Source organism: Sphingomonas sp. DC1600-2 (assembly GCF_049897605.1).
In the GTDB taxonomy this organism is placed as follows: domain Bacteria; phylum Pseudomonadota; class Alphaproteobacteria; order Sphingomonadales; family Sphingomonadaceae; genus Sphingomonas.
The window spans coordinates 1-15752 of sequence record NZ_JAFCWO010000014.1 but is presented as its reverse complement, the minus strand read 5'-3'; the positions used below and the strand labels follow the sequence as shown (position 1 = coordinate 15752).

The following is a 15752-nucleotide window of genomic DNA, read 5'->3' as shown; positions in this document are numbered from 1 at the left end:
CCGCAAGCGAGCCAATGCCCCAGTGGAACCGCCGCGGCGTGATCGGCGCGGGGCTTGGCTTGCTGGCCGCACCGGTGATCGGCGCGGGGGTAGCTTCGGCGGCCGATGCCACGGTGACGCCGCATATCGTGCGGCTGGCACCGGGGCTCGACCGCTATCTGAGTGTCGACACGCCGATCGAGACGATCGCCACCGGTATCCGCTGGGCCGAAGGGCCGGTGTGGGTGCCGCGTGGGGACTATCTGCTGTTTTCGGACCCGCCCGCCAACGTCATCCGGCGCTGGTCGCGCGCGACGGGGACCGAGGTTTTCCTCTCGCCCTCGGATGCGGTCGCGCCTGACCCAGCCACGGTGCGCGAAGGCGGGTCGAACGGGCTGACGCTCGACCATGCGGGCAATTTGCTGATCGCCGGCAGCGGGTCGCGCGCGGTGGTGCGACTCGATCTCAAGACCAAACGCCGGACGGTGCTGGTCGATCGCTATCAGGGCAAGCGCTTCAACAGCGTCAACGATCTGTGCGTCGCGGCGGACGGCGCGATCTATTTCACCGATCCGCCTTATGGGCTGGTCGGGGGCGACCAATCGCCGCTCAAGGAACAGCCGCACAATGGCGTCTATCGCTGGACGCCCGGCGGCGAGGCGGTGCTGGTCGACGGCACGCTCACCCGGCCGAACGGCATTGCGCTGTCCCCCGATGGCAAGACGCTGTTCGTCTCGGTCTCGGACGAGCAGGAGCCACGCATCATGGCCTATGCGCTCGATGCACACGGTATGCCGACCGCGCGCACGCTGTGGCTCGATGCCAAGCCGATGCTTGCAAACGCCGCGCCGGGCCTGCCCGATGGAATGAAGATCGCGCGCGACGGTACGCATTTCAACAGCGTGCCCGGCGGGATGATGATCCTCACGCCGGACGCCGAGCCACTCGGACTGATCGCCACCGGCGCGCCGATCCCCAATTGTGCGTTTGGTGAAGACGGTCGCACGCTGTTTCTGACGGCGAATGACCGCATCCTGCGCCTGCGGTTGAAGGTTTCTGCGCTATGACGATCTCCCTGTCCGATTATGAGTCGGGCAAGCCCTATGCGGGCGATTACGAAGCGGATCTGATCGCGCTGCAAACCCGGCTCGCGCATATCCAGGTCGCGCATATCGTCCACCGCAAGCGCGCGATCGTTTTGCTTGAGGGTTGGGACGCGGCGGGGAAGGGCGGGATCATCCAGCGTCTTTGCGCCAATTGGGACCCGCGCAATTTCGAGGTGTGGCCGATCAAGGCACCGACCGAGGACGAGCTCGACCGGCATTTCCTGTGGCGCTTCTGGCAGAAACTTCCCGCCAAGGGCGACATCGCAGTGTTCGATCGTAGCTGGTACGGGCGCGTGCTGGTCGAGCGGGTCGAGGGCTACGCGACCGAAGCCGAATGGAAGCGCGGCTATGACGAAATCAACGAGTTCGAAGCGCAACAGGCCGATTCGGGCACGACGATCGTCAAGCTGTTCGTCCATGTGACGCAGGATGAGCAGGACAAGCGCCTAAAAGACCGGCTCGACCATCCTTGGAAACGCTGGAAAACCGGGCTCGAGGATTATCGCAACCGGGCCAAGCGCGCCGACTATCTCGATGCGATGCACGACATGTTCAAGCGCACCGATACGCGCTGGGGTCGGTGGACGATCATCGACGGCAACGACAAGAAAGCAGCGCGGATCACGGCGCTGACCACGATTGCCGAGCAGCTCGAAGCGCAGGTCGACATGACTCCGCCCGTGCTCGATCCCGAAATCGAGAAGGTCGCGCGCACCGCACTGGGGCTGCCACCGACGCCCGCCGCCTGAGGCGGAGCGCGGCGCGGCTAGACCCAGAGCAGGACGATCGGCACTACGGTGCCAAGCACCAGCAAGATGATCGAAATCCGCCGCATCGCGCGGCTGGCGAGCGCGATCACGATGCCCGTAATCGTCGACAGGCTGAGCGCGATCGACAGCAGAACGACGAAGATCTTGAGCGGCAGGGGCGAGGGGCGTTTGGCCGCGCCGGCGCTCGCTTCCGCACGCGGCTTCTGCGCTTCAGCGGCACCGGGTGCGGGCTTGGGCTTCTCCGCCTTGCGTTCACGCGGCGGGCCCTGATCCTTGTGCACGCTGGCGAGCCACACGATCCAGTTGGGCGGCGTGCCGCCATAGCCCTTGGCTTCCTGCAACCGGAAGGTCTGCAGCGCGCCGCTGATCGCGAACAGCAGGATCATCGGAGCGAAGAACAGCCCGAGATAATGGTGATAGCGGCGCAGCAGCCGAAGCGTGTTGGGTCTCATTCCGAACGGCTAGCCGACCGGTGCCGCGGGAGCAACCGCAACCGCGACACCTACGCCGTATCGTCCTATATGTTTTCCCAAAGAACGGGTTATGCGGCCGCGAAGACGCCGTCGTCGTCCATCACGTGCAACACGCCGTCAGCTATGGCAAAATAAGCCCCGCGAAGCTTCAGCGTGCCTGCGGCCTCGCGCTCGGGAATACAGGGGAAGGTTCGCAGGTTGGCGATGCTCACCCGCACCGTTTCCAGTTCCAGTTCATGGATCGCCTCGGGCCCGGAACCGTGTTCCGCCACGATCCGATCGCGCGCGTCGTCGAGCATGTCGACCCAGTGATCGATGAAGCCGCCTTCGCCCGGGGCCTTACCGGCGAAGGCCTGGGTCATCGCGGCGTGCACGCCGCCGCATTGGCCGTGGCCCATGACCACAACTTCAGACACTTCCAATTGTGTCACTGCGAATTCGAGCGCGGCCGAAACGCCGTGGCGTCGTCCATCCAGTTCGAACGGCGGCACCAGATTGGCGACGTTGCGCACGACGAAGATCTCGCCCGGCGATGTGTCGAACACCTGCGCGGGATCGACTCGGCTGTCGGAACAGGCGATCACCATCACCTTGGGGCTTTGACCCTTGGACAATTTGGCCCAGCGGTCGCGCTGGCGGGTCCATTCACTGTCGCGAAAGCGGCGATATCCGCCGATCAGATCTGAAAAATCGGTCATGGGGGCCGTGTATCCGCCCTCAGGGGGGGGTGGCAAGGGCGCGCGGCAGTCGCTATCTGCTCCGCCATGAACGAGATGTCCCCACTCGCCCGCCCGCGTCAACGCAAGCCCGACTGGATCCGCGTGAAGGCGCCAGGCGGCACCGCCTTTGGCGAGACCAAGGCGATGATGCGCCGCCTGAACCTCAACACTGTGTGCGAGGAAGCGGCTTGCCCCAATATCGGCGAGTGCTGGACCAAGAAGCACGCCACGGTGATGATCCTGGGCGACACCTGCACGCGCGCCTGCGCCTTCTGCAACGTGAAGACCGGTATGCCGCGTGCGGTCGACCCGCTCGAACCACAGCACACCGCCGATGCCGCCGCCGAGCTGGGGCTCGAACATATCGTCATCACCTCGGTCGATCGTGACGATCTGCCTGATGGCGGGGCCTCGCAATTCGTCAAGGTAATCGAGGCGCTGCGCCGCACCACGCCCAATACGACGATCGAGATCCTGACCCCCGATTTCCGCAACAAGACGCAAGCGGCGGTCGAGTCGATCGTGGCCGCGCGTCCGGATGTCTACAACCACAACCTCGAAACCGTGCCGCGTCTCTACCCGACGATTCGCCCCGGCGCGCGTTATTATGCGTCGCTGCGCCTGCTGGAGAGTGTGAAGCGTCACGATCCCTCGATCTTCACCAAATCCGGCGTAATGCTGGGTCTGGGCGAGGAACGGCTCGAAGTGCATCAGGTGATGGACGACATGCGCTCGGCCGAGATCGATTTCCTGACGATGGGGCAATATCTGCAACCGACCCCGCGCCATGCCAAGGTGATGGATTTCGTTACTCCCGCCGTGTTCGATGCCTATGCCGCGATCGCGCGCGCGAAGGGGTTCCTGCTGGTCGCGAGTTCGCCGCTGACGCGGTCGAGCTATCACGCCGGTGACGATTTCGCCCGCCTGCGCGCCGCGCGGGAGGCAAAGCTCGCCGCGCGCTGATGCCACGCCATTCCGAAACGCGGCGGCTGCCCTACACGCCAGAACAAATGTTCGATCTGGTTGCCGACGTCGCCCGCTATGCCGAGTTTCTGCCGTGGGTGTCGGCGATCCGGATGCGCTCGAACAGCGAGACGCAGATGGTCGCCGATATGATCGTCGGGTTCAAAGGCTTGCGCGAAACCTTCACGTCGAAGGTCGAGAAGCGCCGACCCGACCGGATCCAAGTCGAATATCTCGACGGGCCCCTCAAATATCTGCGCAACGAATGGGTGTTCCGGCCCGATGGGGCGGGCTGCGCGGTCGATTTCACGGTCGACTTCGCGTTCAAGAACCGCGTGTTCGAGATGCTGGCCGGCCAAGTGTTCGGCACCGCGCTGCGCAAGATGATCGGCGCATTCGAGGACCGCGCCGCCGTGCTTTACGGGGCTTCCTCGGCCTCAGGCGCGGTATCGTCTTCGGATGGCAGCAGCAGTTCGAGCGCGCACAACGCGGCCTGAAGCCGCACGCCGCCACGCCCCAAATCGCCGAAATCCTTGCGATCGGCGACAACATGGCCGGGATCGGCACCGCGTTCGGCGCGGGCAAACACCACCGTGCCGACCGGCTTCTTCTCGGTGCCGCCGCCGGGGCCTGCCACGCCGGTGATCGCGACGGCAACATCAGCACCGCTCGCTTCCAGCGCGCCCTGCGCCATGCTCCATGCAGTCGCGACAGACACCGCGCCAAAGGTTTCGAGCACGTCGGCGCTCACCCCCAGCATCTCCAGCTTGGCGTCGTTGGAATAGGTCACGAAACCGCTTTCGAACATTTCGGACGACCCGGCGATCTCGGTGATCGCGGCGGCCACCAGGCCGCCGGTGCAGCTTTCGGCCAGCGCGACGCGGCGGCCGGCAGCGAGATTGGCGGCAACCACCTTGCGGGCGGCCTCCACCAGTTCGGCGGGCAGGATGGTATCCATCGTTATCGCTCCCCTGGAACCCGGACGGTGGCGGCGGCCTGCGCCGCAATCCCCTCACCACGTCCGGTAAAGCCCAAACGCTCGGTCGTCGTCGCCTTGATGCTGACCTGATCCGCGTCGAGCCGCAAGAGGTCTGCGATACGATCGCGCATCGCGATGCGGTGCGGGCCGATCTTGGGGGCCTCGCAGATCAACGTCAGGTCGATGAAATCGATGATCCCGCCGCGCGCCGCGATCAGTGAGGCGGCGTGCTGCAGGAACTGCGCCGAATCGGCACCGCGCCATTGCGGGTCGCTGGGCGGAAAATGCGTGCCGATATCACCCGCCGCGATCGTGCCGAGCAGCGCATCTGTGATGGCGTGGAGTGCGACATCTGCATCGCTATGCCCCGACAGACCCTTGTCATGCGGGATCAGCACGCCGCCCAGCCACAATTCCTCGCCTGCCTCCAAGCGGTGGACGTCGAAGCCGGTGGCGGTGCGAGAGCGCATCGTGGTGGCAAGCCGCGCCTCGGCGGCAGCGAAGTCGGCGGGATGGGTGATCTTTTCGAGCATGGGGTCTCCTTCGACCAGCGCGACCCGGCAACCCGCCGCCCGCACCATTTGCGCGTCGTCGGTCGGTTCGTCGCCGGTCCAGCCGCGATGCGCGGCCAGGGCTGTGGCAAAGTGAAAGGCTTGCGGGGTCTGGATGCGGTGCAAGGCATCGCGGGCAACGGTTTCGCCCAGCTCGCTCTCGCCGCGCGCGAGCGTGTCCGCCACCGGCAAAGCGGGGACAGCGCCGTTATGCGTGTCGAGCGCCGCGATCAGCCGGTCGATCACGGCCGCGCCCAGGAACGGGCGAGCCGCATCATGGATCAGCACGCGGGCAGGGGTGTCGTCCGCCAGCGCCTCCAGCCCCGCCAGCACAGACATGCGCCGTGTTGCGCCGCCGGTGACATGCTCTGCCTCGCCGATGGCTTCGTATAGTGCGGCCTCCTGATCGGGACCGATCACCACGATGACGCGGTCGATCGCGGAATGGTTGCGCAAGGCGGCATAGCTGTGCGCGAGCACCGCCTTGCCGCCAAGGCGGGCATATTGCTTTGGAACGGTGCTGCCCGAGCGGACGCCGGTGCCGGCGGCAACGATGATGGCGGCGGTCTTGGTCGAAGTCATGCGGCGCGCCTAGCCCAAGCCGTGGCCGCCCGCCAGCCCGCCTTGCTGCAGGACGGGCTTTCGCCTATAGGCTGCCCGTTTTTCAGGCAGATCCCATCCCGTGACTTCGCGTACTCTTGCCCCTCTGAACGTCGGCCCCGTGACGATCGCGAGCCCGGTGATCCTGGCACCGATGACCGGCGTCACCGACATGCCGTTCCGCACGCTGGTGCGGCGCTATGGCTCGGGCCTCAACGTCACCGAGATGGTCGCGAGCCAGGCGGCGATTCGCGAAACGCGCCAGTCGCTGCAAAAGGCGGCGTGGCACCCGATCGAGGATCCGGTATCGATGCAGCTCGTCGGCTGCACGCCCTATGAAATGGGCGAAGCGGCGAAGCTGAGCGAGGATCGCGGTGCTGCGATCATCGACATCAACATGGGTTGTCCCGTGCGTAAGGTCACCAATGGCGATGCGGGCTCCGCGCTGATGCGCGATCTCGACAATGCCGGCGCGATCATCAAGGGCGTGGTCGAGGCGGTCAGTGTGCCCGTCACGCTCAAGATGCGCATGGGCTGGGATCACAGCAGCCTCAACGCGCCGCAACTGGCGCGCATCGCGCAGGACCTGGGGGTGAAGCTGGTCACCGTCCACGGACGCACGCGCAACCAGATGTACAAAGGCAGTGCCGACTGGGCGTTCATCCGCACCGTGAAAGACGCGGTGACGATCCCGGTGATCGCCAATGGCGACATCTGCTCGATCGAGGATGCCGAGGCGGCGCTCGACCAGTCGGGCGCGGACGGCGTGATGATCGGGCGCGGTTCTTATGGGCGGCCATGGCTGCTGGGCCAGGTGATGGAGTGGTTCGCCAGCGGCCGCCGCGTGGCCGATCCCTCAATCGAGGAACAATATACCGTGATTGCAGAGCATTACGAAGCGATGCTCAGTCATTACGGGAACGAGACCGGCGTCAATATGGCGCGCAAGCATATCGGTTGGTACACGCGCGGCCTGCATGGCTCTGCCGAATTCCGCAATCGCGTGAACCAGATCGCCGATCCGAAGGTCGTTCAGGCGATGCTCGCCGAATTCTACGCGCCCTGGTGCAGTCGCGCCGCCGCGTGAACACGGCCGCCGGTCCCGATTTCGCAGACTTGTTTGCCGCGCTGCCGGTGGCGGTGCTGGTGGTCGACCCCGAGTCACGAGTTGCCCATGCCAATGCCGAGTGCGAAGCGCTGCTCAATCTGTCCGAGCGCGCGATGCTGGGACAGCCATTGGCGTCGATCCTGAAGGCACCGGAGGACGAAAATCCGCGCGACAATCACGGTTTCGCGGCGTTCGATGTCGAGATCGCGCTCAAGCGCGGCGGCAAGGTGCGCGTCGATTATATCGAGTCGCGGATCGCCGATTATCCCGGCTGGCAGACGATCACGCTGCATCATGCCGCCACCTCGCGCCGGATGGGGCACAATGCCGATCGCGCGTCGGCTGCGCGCGCCGCAATTGGCGCGGCAGCGATGCTGGCGCATGAAATCAAAAACCCGCTCTCGGGCATTCGCGGCGCGGCGCAATTGCTGTCCAAGGGCAAGGGTGCGGCGGAACTGACCACGCTCATTACCACCGAAGTCGACCGGATCGCGGCGCTGATCGACCGGATGCAGGATTTCACCGATACGCGCCCGTTGCAGCTTGTGCCCGAGAATATCTATCCCCTGCTGGATCATGCCCGGCGCGTCGCGCTCGCCGGTTTCGGGCGGCATGTGGTGATCGAGGAACGCTTCGATCCGTCGCTGCCGCCGGTCCAGATCGACCGCGACGCGACGCTGCAAGTGGTGCTCAATTTGCTCAAGAATGCGAGCGAGGCCGTGCGCGACCAAGCCGATGCGCGGATTACGCTGGCCACCGCCTATCGCCACGGCATGGCAATTGCGCCCGCCCCCGGCAAACCCCGCCGACCACTCCCGATCGAAATTTGCGTGATCGACAATGGCCCTGGACCACCCGCCGATATTGCCGAACATCTGTTCGACCCGTTCATTTCGGGCAAACCCGAAGGGCAGGGGCTTGGCCTTGCGCTTGTCGACAAACTGGTGCGCGATATGGGCGGGATCATCCAATTTGCGCGCGAAGGAACCCCGCCGATGACCGTGTTTCGCATCATGCTGCCGCGTGGGGGTGCATGACCCGCACCGGACGGATCCTCGTCGTCGATGACGATGCCGCCATCCGCACGGTGGTTGGGCAAGCGCTGAAACGCGACGGCCACCGCGTGATCGTCGTGGCGACGGTCGCCGAGGCCGAAGTGCACCTTGCCGCGACAGCGCCCGACGTATTGGTCACCGACGTGGTCCTACCGGACGGTAACGGCCTCGATCTGGTCGAGCGCGTTGTTCAGGCGCATCCGGGCTTGCCGGTGATCGTGCTGTCGGCGCAGAACACGTTGACGACGGCGGTGCGCTCGACCGAAGTCGGCGCGTTCGATTATTTGCCCAAGCCATTCGACCTCGACGTGCTGTCCCGCACCGTCCAGAGCGCGCTCGCCCGGGGGGCGGGGGCTGTGGCCGATCCGATCGAGGCCGAAGATCGCGCGCTGCCGCTGATTGGGCGGTCGCCGGCGATGCAGGATGTCTATCGCATCATCGCGCGCGTCGTTTCGAATGACCTCACCGTGCTGATCTCGGGCGAATCGGGCACCGGCAAGGAACTGGTTGCGCGCGCGATCCATGATTTGGGGCCGCGCCGCCGTTCGCCCTTCATTGCGCTCAACATGGCCGCGATCCCGCGCGAACTGATCGAAGCGGAGCTGTTTGGCCATGAGCGCGGTGCCTTTACCGGCGCGCAGGCGCGGTCGGCCGGGCGGTTCGAGCAGGCGGCGGGCGGCACGTTGTTCCTCGACGAAATCGGCGACATGCCGATGGAGGCGCAAACGCGGCTGTTGCGCGTGCTGCAATCGGGCGAGTTCACCACCGTCGGCGGTGCCCGCACGATCCGCGCCGACGTGCGCATCGTTGCGGCCACCAATCGCGATCTCGCGCAGTTGGTGACGATCGGCCAGTTTCGCGAGGATCTGTTCTATCGCCTCAACGTCGTGCCGGTGCTGCTGCCTGCCTTGCGCGCGCGGCGGCAGGATATCGCGCTGCTCGCGCGCCATTTCCTCGACCGCGCAGCCGAGGACGGCTTGCCGCGCAAGCAGCTCGATCCCGACGCGATCGCCGTGATCGAGGCCTATGACTGGCCGGGCAATGTCCGCGAGCTGGAAAATATGATGCGGCGCATTGCCGTACTGGCGCGCGACGAGCGGATCGATGCCGATGAGATGCGCGCCATGTTGGGTGGCGCGCTGCCGTTGGTGCCGATGATTGGCGATGCGGGAATCGAAGCGGCCATTCGCGCTCGGATCGAGCGGCTGGCGATAGAGGAACCCGCCGCGCTTGACGATGGAACGCTTTATGACCGAATCATCGCCGAAGTGGAGCGGCCGCTGATCGAGGCGCTGCTGGCGCGTCACGGCCAGAACCAATTGCGAGCTGCGCGCGCCTTGGGAATCAATCGCAACACGCTGCGCAAACGTTTGGATATGCTCGGTATTGCCCCCTGAACGGGCGACGAGCCGGGCTCACCCGGTTCGAACTTGAGATCGGCGGCGTCATTTGTGTGTTTTCCTTGCAACGCGGGCGTTGTAGGAATGTCACGATGAGTGAGTCTGTGCTTTCGGTTCCGTTAAGGGGCGGCGTGCCGCCCCGGTTCCATGTCACGCGCTTTCTGGAGCTGGCGGTGCTCGCCATCGCGATTGTAATCGCGGCAGCCAGCTATCTGTTCATCGCGCGCGGGAGTAGCGCGGATGCGCTGTTAAGCCCGGCTCTGGTGGCTTCACTGTTGCTCGCCAATTTGCTGCCCGGCATTGCATTGCTGGTGCTGATCGGGCGCCGCATCGCGATGCGGCGTGCCTCGCGTTTGCCGATCGGCGGGCGTGGTCGGTTGCACGTACGGCTGGTTGCGCTTTTCTCGATCATTGCGGCGGTGCCAACACTGTTCGTGGTCATCTTCGCCTCGCTGCTGTTTCAATATGGCGTGCAATTCTGGTATTCCGATCAGGCGCGCAGCATGATCGAAAATGCTACTGGCGTTGCAACGACCTCGTATCAGCAAATGCTCCAACGTTGGCAGGTTGCTACGGTTACCGCCGCGCAGGATATTTCCGAGAATTTTTCAGAAAAGGTAAGATCTCCAGATTTTCCCGAATATTTTGGAAAATACCAGATTTTTTACAGAAGCTTTTCGGATGGTTTTCTTTTTATATATTCCCCGGACGGCAAATTTCATGAAATCGTCAACCTGAACCCGGACAAGCTCGATCTGGCGCGGGAGGTGACGCGTGGAGACATTCTGGATGTCCAACAGAAGGTGCCCAGCATTACCACGGTGAACGGCAACCGCATCAAAACGCTGGTGCCGATCCCGGGGACGACCAATGTCTATTTGCTGACCGTCGCGATTTCGGACGTCCGCGTGATGGAAGCGCAGTCGAAGCGCAGCGCGGCAGTGCTGTCCAGCTATCGCGACTTTCTCGCGCGTTCGCGATCGCTGCAGCTGAAGTTCAACGCTGCGTTGCTCGGAATTTCGCTACTGATCATCGCCATCGCCGTATGGATCGCGCTGGAAGTTGCCGATCGCATCGTGCGTCCACTCGGCGCGCTGGTGGCAGCGGCGGATCTGGTTTCTACAGGCGATTTTACCGCGCGCGTGCCGACGCCCAAAACCGACGACGAGATCGGCACGTTGACCAGCGCCTTCAACCAAATGACCGAGCGCCTGCAAGCGCAGACCGGTGCGCTGGAAAGCCGTCGCGCCTTGATCGAGGCGGTGATGTCGGGGGTCACTGCCGGCGTCATCTCGGTCGCGCCCGACGGGACCGTCCGCCTGATCAATCGTTCGGCCATCACGCTGCTGGATGGTCCTGACGATATGCCGGTCGGCAAACCGCTGAAGCTGATCGCGCCCGAATTGGCGGCGCTGCTCGACGGACAGGATCGCGAAGCGATCATCGAGATCGGCACCGGTAATGACGCGCGCACGCTGGCGGTCAAGGTCACGCGGGCACACGAAGGGCCGATCCTGACCTTCGACGACATCACCGGGCAACTGCTCGACCAGCGCCGTGCCGCCTGGTCCGACGTCGCACGCCGCATCGCGCATGAAATCAAGAACCCGCTGACCCCGATCCAGCTCGCCGCGGAACGGCTCCAGCGGCGCTATGGCAAGCAGATCGACCCGGACGACACCACCTTTGCGCGCCTGACCGATACGATCATTCGCCAGGTCGGCGACTTGCGACGCATGGTCGATGAATTCTCCTCCTTTGCGCGGATGCCCAAACCGGTGTTCCGGGAGGAGTCGCTGGTCGATCTCGCTCGCCAGACACTGTTCCTGCACGAAGTCGCGCACCCCGGCGTCGTGTTCAGCCTGGCGCATGAAGAGCCGAGCATCATGCTGGTGTGCGACCGCCGCCAGATTAGCCAGGCTCTCACCAACATCGTCAAGAATGCGGTCGAGGCGGTTGAAGCCAATCCGGGCGCAGCCGAGGCGAGCATCACGATGACGCTGGAGGAGCGGGACGGCCGCACCACCATCACCGTCGCCGATACCGGCATCGGCTTGCCCGCCGCGCGCGACCGTATCGTCGAGCCCTATGTCACGACGCGGGCGCGCGGCACCGGCCTTGGCCTGGCGATCGTCAAGAAGATCGTGGAGGAGCATTTCGGCACGATGACCTTTGCCGACCGCCCCGGCGGCGGCACGATCGTCACCGTCAGCTTCGACACGGCGATGCTCTCCAATCTCGACACCGGCGACGGAGGCGATGGGGGCATCGCCGAAGCGCCACCCCAGCAACTCTCGCAGAACCGGACCTGAACCCATGCCCCTGGACATCCTTGTCGTTGATGACGAACGCGATATTCGCGATCTGGTCGCCGGTGTGCTCGAAGACGAAGGCTATGGCGCGCGCGTCGCGGCCGACAGCGATTCGGCCCTGGAAGCCATTTCGGTGCGGCGGCCGTCGCTCGTGCTGCTCGACGTGTGGCTACAGGGCTCGCGGCTCGACGGCCTCGAGTTGCTTGATGAGATCAAGCGGCGCGACCCGTCGATCCCGGTGCTGATGATTTCGGGGCATGGCAATCTCGATACCGCCGTTGCTGCGATCCGGCGTGGTGCGGCCGATTTCATCGAAAAACCGTTCGAGGCCGAGCGGCTGCTGCTGATGGTGGCACGCGCGACCGAGACCGAGAGCTTGCGCCGCGAGATCGCCAGCCTGCGCGCGGTGGTGGGCCGCGATACCGATTTGACCGGCAATTCCGGTGCGATCAACGGCGTGCGCGCAACGCTGAAGCGCGTGGCCGCGACGGGCAGCCGCGTGCTGATCATGGGCGCGGCGGGCGTCGGCAAGGAAGTGGCTGCTCGGCTGCTGCACGGCTGGAGCCAGCGCGCCGATGCGCCGTTCGTCGTCGTCAGTGCGGCGCGGATGACGCCCGAGCGAGTCGAGGAGGAGCTGTTCGGCATCGAGGAGGGGGGGCAGCTCGTCCGCTCCGGCCTGCTCGAACAGGCGCACGGGGGCACGCTGTTCCTCGATGAAATCGCCGACATGCCGCTGGCAACGCAAGGCCGCATCCTGCGGGTGCTCACCGACCAGAGTTTCAGCCGCGTCGGCGGGCAGCGCGTGGTCAAGGTCGATGTGCGCGTGGTGTCTGCCACCGCACGCGATTTGACGCATGAAATTGCCGAAGGCCGCTTCCGCGAAGATCTCTATTACCGGCTCAACGTCGTGCCCGTCACCATTCCGGGGCTGGCGGAGCGGCGCGAGGATATCCCTGCGCTGGTCGATCATTTCATGGCGCATTACGCGTCCGAACGGCGCGTTCCCACGCCAGCCGTCGCGCCTGACGCCATGGTGGCGCTGCAATCCTATGAATGGCCCGGCAATGTGCGCCAGCTCCGCAACATTGTGGAGCGCACGATCATCATGGCACCGGGCGACCGGATCGGGCAGATCGATCTCGATATGCTACCCCCCGATATTCTCGGCGATCCGGGCGAACTGGGCGGCGGGGCGACCGCGATTATGGGTGCGCCGCTCCGCGAAGCGCGCGAGACCTTTGAGCGGGAATATCTGCGCGTGCAGATCCGCCGCTTCTCCGGCAACATCTCCCGCACCGCCAATTTCATCGGGATGGAGCGGTCGGCACTGCACCGGAAGCTGAAGCTGCTCGGCATTACCGAGGTGCGCGAGGATTAATCGACTGGATCGGTGGACGAAACGATCGTGCATCCCTAGATTAGAGGACGGGTACACCACCTAACTCGACGCCGGAACCGGCGCGCTGCGGGAATCCCCCGCCAAGAACAAAGGATCGACCGATGGCCGACAAGCACACCTCTCTGCAAGACCTGTTCCTCAACGCCCTGCGCCGCACCAAAACCCCGATCACGATGTTCCTCGTGAAGGGCGTCAAGCTGCAGGGCATCGTCACCTGGTTCGACAATTTCTCGGTGCTGCTGCGCCGGGATGGGCAGTCGCAGCTGATCTACAAGCATGCCATTTCGACGATCATGCCGGCCAACACGGTCGACATCGACGCGATCGTCAACGCGATCGGCGAGGCGCAGAAGAAGCAGCCGCTGCTGCAGGAAATCTTCCTCAACGCGGTGCGCAAGTCCGAAGACAATGTCACCATGTTCCTGGTGAATGGCGTAATGTTGCAGGGGCAGATCGCGGCGTTCGACCTGTTCTGCATGCTGCTCCAGCGCGATGGCATGGCGCAGCTCGTCTACAAGCATGCGGTCTCCACCATTCAGCCCGCCCATCCCCTTAATTTGGCTGATGAAACAGCAGGTTCGGACAACGATTGACCACAGGTTTTGAACGGGACCGCGACGATGTCGCGCGGGGTGCCAAGGCCGTTGTCGTCTATCCCGACACCGGTATTTCGTCGCGGGATGCCGATGCCCGGCTGGCCGAAACCGCCGGGCTCGCCATGGCGATCCATGTCGAAGTGGTCGATCGAGTCGCGATCAAGGTGCGCGCGCTCCAGCCCTCGACACTGATCGGCAAGGGGCAACTCGAGGCGCTGGCTGCCACGGTGCGGATGGCCGAGGCCGAACTGGTCGTGTTCGACGCCAGCCTGACGCCGGTACAGCAGCGCAACCTCGAAAAGGCGCTGTCCGCCAAGGTGATCGATCGCACGGGCTTGATCCTCGAGATTTTCGGCGAACGTGCGGCGACCGCCGAAGGGCGTTTGCAGGTCGAACTGGCGCATTTGGATTATCAGGCTGGGCGGCTGGTGCGCAGCTGGACCCACTTGGAACGCCAGCGCGGCGGGTTTGGCTTCCTCGGCGGCCCGGGTGAAACGCAGATCGAGGCCGATCGGCGCTTGATCCGCGACCGCATGGCGCGGTTGAAGAAGGAATTGGAGCAGGTTTCGCGCACGCGTGGGCTTCACCGCGACCGACGCCAGCGCGCGCCCTGGCCGGTGATCGCGCTCGTCGGCTACACCAACGCCGGAAAATCCACGCTGTTCAACCGCATGACCGGCGCTGACGTCATGGCGGAGGATCTGCTGTTCGCCACGCTCGACCCGACGCTGCGGCAGATCGCTTTGCCCGGCATCGACAAGGCGATCCTGTCCGACACCGTCGGTTTCGTGTCCGAACTGCCGACTCAGCTGGTCGCGGCCTTCAAGGCGACGCTCGAGGAAGTGGTGTCGGCCGATTTGCTGATCCATGTCCGCGACATCGCGCATCCCGATACGATTGCGCAGAAGGACGATGTCGAGGCGGTGCTGCGCGATATCGGTGTCGACCTCTCGGTCCCGCGGATCGAGGCGTGGAACAAGCTCGACTTGCTTGATGCCGATGACCGCGCCGAATTGCTGGGCGAAGCCGCACGGCGCGACGATGTCGCGGCGATTTCGGCGCTGAGCGGGGAAGGGGTGTCGGCCTTGCTCGACACCGTCGCCGCGCTGCTGACCTCGAGCCATCGCCGCTACACCATCCTGCTCGATGCCGGCGACGGTGCCGGTGCCGCCTGGCTCCACGCGCATGGCGAGGTGCTGGAACAATCGGTCGAGGGCGAACAGGCGATTTATGAAGTCCGCATGGCCGAGCGCGATTATGAACGGTTCTGCCAGCGCTGACGCCGTCGATCGCGAGCTGATCGCAGGCTGGCTCCATGCCCGTTCGGTCGCGCGCGCTGCCGACGCCAGTGGCCGATCACGGCGGCTGGCGGGTGGATACGCGGTCGGAGCAGGAATGGTGCCGCTATGTCTTCGCGGATCCGGCACCCGCGATTGCCGAGCTGGCGCAGAGCATCACGCAGCCAAGAGTGTATGTGAAGCTTTGCCAGGACGATGCTGTTTTAAAGGGGTCGGTTCCGGTTGAGGGCGAAATGACACCCTAAGCGTGGGGCACGAAGCACGTGGTCTGAGTTTATGGTCGAGCCGGCCGTTCATCGGGCATTCGCGCCGCGATGCGGTTTCGCCGCTGCCGGATCTTCAGCGGCACCGCGACCACAACGAACAGCCCCGCAGCACAGTAGAACCAGACCAACCCTGTATCGCGTTGCCGCAGGGCAATGCAGATGAGACAGGAAACCGCGA

Annotated in this window: 15 protein-coding genes and 1 pseudogene; 12 read left to right on the top strand and 4 right to left on the bottom strand. The window is 64.7% G+C overall.

Annotated elements, in window-relative coordinates; translation table 11 throughout:
* Positions 1 to 14: 14 nt before the first annotated feature.
* The gene (locus ACP7BL_RS15940; protein ID WP_426258805.1) at positions 15 to 1046 is read left to right on the top strand and encodes an SMP-30/gluconolactonase/LRE family protein; all 1032 of its coding nucleotides are present in this window, start codon (positions 15 to 17) and stop codon (positions 1044 to 1046) included.
* Entirely contained in the window at positions 1043 to 1834 is a 792-nt protein-coding gene (locus ACP7BL_RS15935) for a polyphosphate kinase 2 family protein (protein WP_033967202.1), read from the top strand. The genes ACP7BL_RS15940 and ACP7BL_RS15935 overlap by 4 nt, the downstream gene beginning before the upstream one ends.
* A 17-nt stretch (positions 1835 to 1851) precedes the next feature.
* On the opposite strand, the gene ACP7BL_RS15930 is transcribed toward ACP7BL_RS15935, so the two are convergent.
* Together ACP7BL_RS15930 and ACP7BL_RS15925 are read right to left on the bottom strand one after the other, a co-directional pair.
* Positions 1852 to 2307: a hypothetical protein gene (locus ACP7BL_RS15930; protein ID WP_052192544.1), complete on the bottom strand. Its 456-nt coding sequence runs from the start codon at positions 2305 to 2307 to the stop codon at positions 1852 to 1854.
* Positions 2308 to 2396: 89 nt separating this feature from the next.
* A complete protein-coding gene (locus ACP7BL_RS15925; RefSeq protein ID WP_126847394.1) occupies positions 2397 to 3026 on the bottom strand; it encodes a carbonic anhydrase in 630 nt (209 codons plus the stop codon).
* 66 nt (positions 3027 to 3092) lie between these two features.
* On the opposite strand from ACP7BL_RS15925, the gene lipA reads away from it, so the two are divergent.
* Both lipA and ACP7BL_RS15915 read left to right on the top strand, forming a co-directional pair.
* Entirely contained in the window at positions 3093 to 4010 is a 918-nt protein-coding gene (lipA, locus tag ACP7BL_RS15920; RefSeq protein ID WP_426258804.1) for a lipoyl synthase, read from the top strand.
* Positions 4010 to 4507 carry a type II toxin-antitoxin system RatA family toxin gene (locus ACP7BL_RS15915; protein WP_426258803.1) on the top strand — a complete coding sequence of 166 codons (498 nt, stop codon included), beginning with the start codon at positions 4010 to 4012 and terminating at the stop codon, positions 4505 to 4507. The genes lipA and ACP7BL_RS15915 overlap by 1 nt, the downstream gene beginning before the upstream one ends.
* Here the strand turns inward: ACP7BL_RS15915 and ACP7BL_RS15910 are convergent.
* Both ACP7BL_RS15910 and ACP7BL_RS15905 read right to left on the bottom strand, forming a co-directional pair.
* The gene (locus ACP7BL_RS15910; RefSeq protein ID WP_033967209.1) at positions 4429 to 4968 is read right to left on the bottom strand and encodes a CinA family protein; all 540 of its coding nucleotides are present in this window, start codon (positions 4966 to 4968) and stop codon (positions 4429 to 4431) included. The two genes, ACP7BL_RS15915 and ACP7BL_RS15910, sit on opposite strands and share 79 nt — an antisense overlap.
* Positions 4969 to 4970: 2 nt before the next feature.
* On the bottom strand, positions 4971 to 6122 hold the full coding sequence (locus tag ACP7BL_RS15905; RefSeq protein ID WP_426258802.1) for a bifunctional 2-C-methyl-D-erythritol 4-phosphate cytidylyltransferase/2-C-methyl-D-erythritol 2,4-cyclodiphosphate synthase: 1152 nt from the start codon (positions 6120 to 6122) through the stop codon (positions 4971 to 4973).
* Between the two features lie 100 nt (positions 6123 to 6222).
* Between ACP7BL_RS15905 and dusB the strand changes: the two genes are divergently transcribed.
* The 8 genes and pseudogenes from dusB (at position 6223) to ACP7BL_RS15865 (ending at position 15553) form a co-directional block, all read left to right on the top strand.
* A complete protein-coding gene (dusB, locus tag ACP7BL_RS15900) occupies positions 6223 to 7227 on the top strand; it encodes a tRNA dihydrouridine synthase DusB (RefSeq protein ID WP_126847400.1) in 1005 nt (334 codons plus the stop codon).
* On the top strand, positions 7203 to 8285 hold the full coding sequence (locus ACP7BL_RS15895) for a two-component system sensor histidine kinase NtrB (protein WP_052192547.1): 1083 nt from the start codon (positions 7203 to 7205) through the stop codon (positions 8283 to 8285). Before dusB ends, ACP7BL_RS15895 begins: the two co-directional genes overlap by 25 nt.
* Positions 8282 to 9700 (top strand): nitrogen regulation protein NR(I), encoded by a 1419-nt coding sequence (gene ntrC / locus ACP7BL_RS15890; RefSeq protein WP_126847402.1) that lies wholly within the window; start codon positions 8282 to 8284, stop codon positions 9698 to 9700. Before ACP7BL_RS15895 ends, ntrC begins: the two co-directional genes overlap by 4 nt.
* A 95-nt stretch (positions 9701 to 9795) precedes the next feature.
* Positions 9796 to 12015, top strand: coding sequence for a sensor histidine kinase (locus ACP7BL_RS15885; RefSeq protein ID WP_249340787.1), 2220 nt, complete (start codon positions 9796 to 9798; stop codon positions 12013 to 12015).
* 4 nt (positions 12016 to 12019) lie between these two features.
* Positions 12020 to 13393 carry a sigma-54-dependent transcriptional regulator gene (locus tag ACP7BL_RS15880; RefSeq protein WP_137902325.1) on the top strand — a complete coding sequence of 458 codons (1374 nt, stop codon included), beginning with the start codon at positions 12020 to 12022 and terminating at the stop codon, positions 13391 to 13393.
* A 98-nt stretch (positions 13394 to 13491) separates the two neighbouring features.
* Positions 13492 to 14007, top strand: a pseudogene (gene hfq / locus ACP7BL_RS15875) (RNA chaperone Hfq); the annotation flags it as partial.
* Positions 14004 to 15290 carry a GTPase HflX gene (hflX, locus tag ACP7BL_RS15870; RefSeq protein ID WP_426258801.1) on the top strand — a complete coding sequence of 429 codons (1287 nt, stop codon included), beginning with the start codon at positions 14004 to 14006 and terminating at the stop codon, positions 15288 to 15290. The pseudogene hfq and the gene hflX, both read left to right, overlap by 4 nt.
* Positions 15291 to 15325: 35 nt before the next feature.
* On the top strand, positions 15326 to 15553 hold the full coding sequence (locus tag ACP7BL_RS15865; RefSeq protein WP_339500417.1) for a hypothetical protein: 228 nt from the start codon (positions 15326 to 15328) through the stop codon (positions 15551 to 15553).
* The last annotated feature ends 199 nt before the right edge of the window (positions 15554 to 15752 follow it).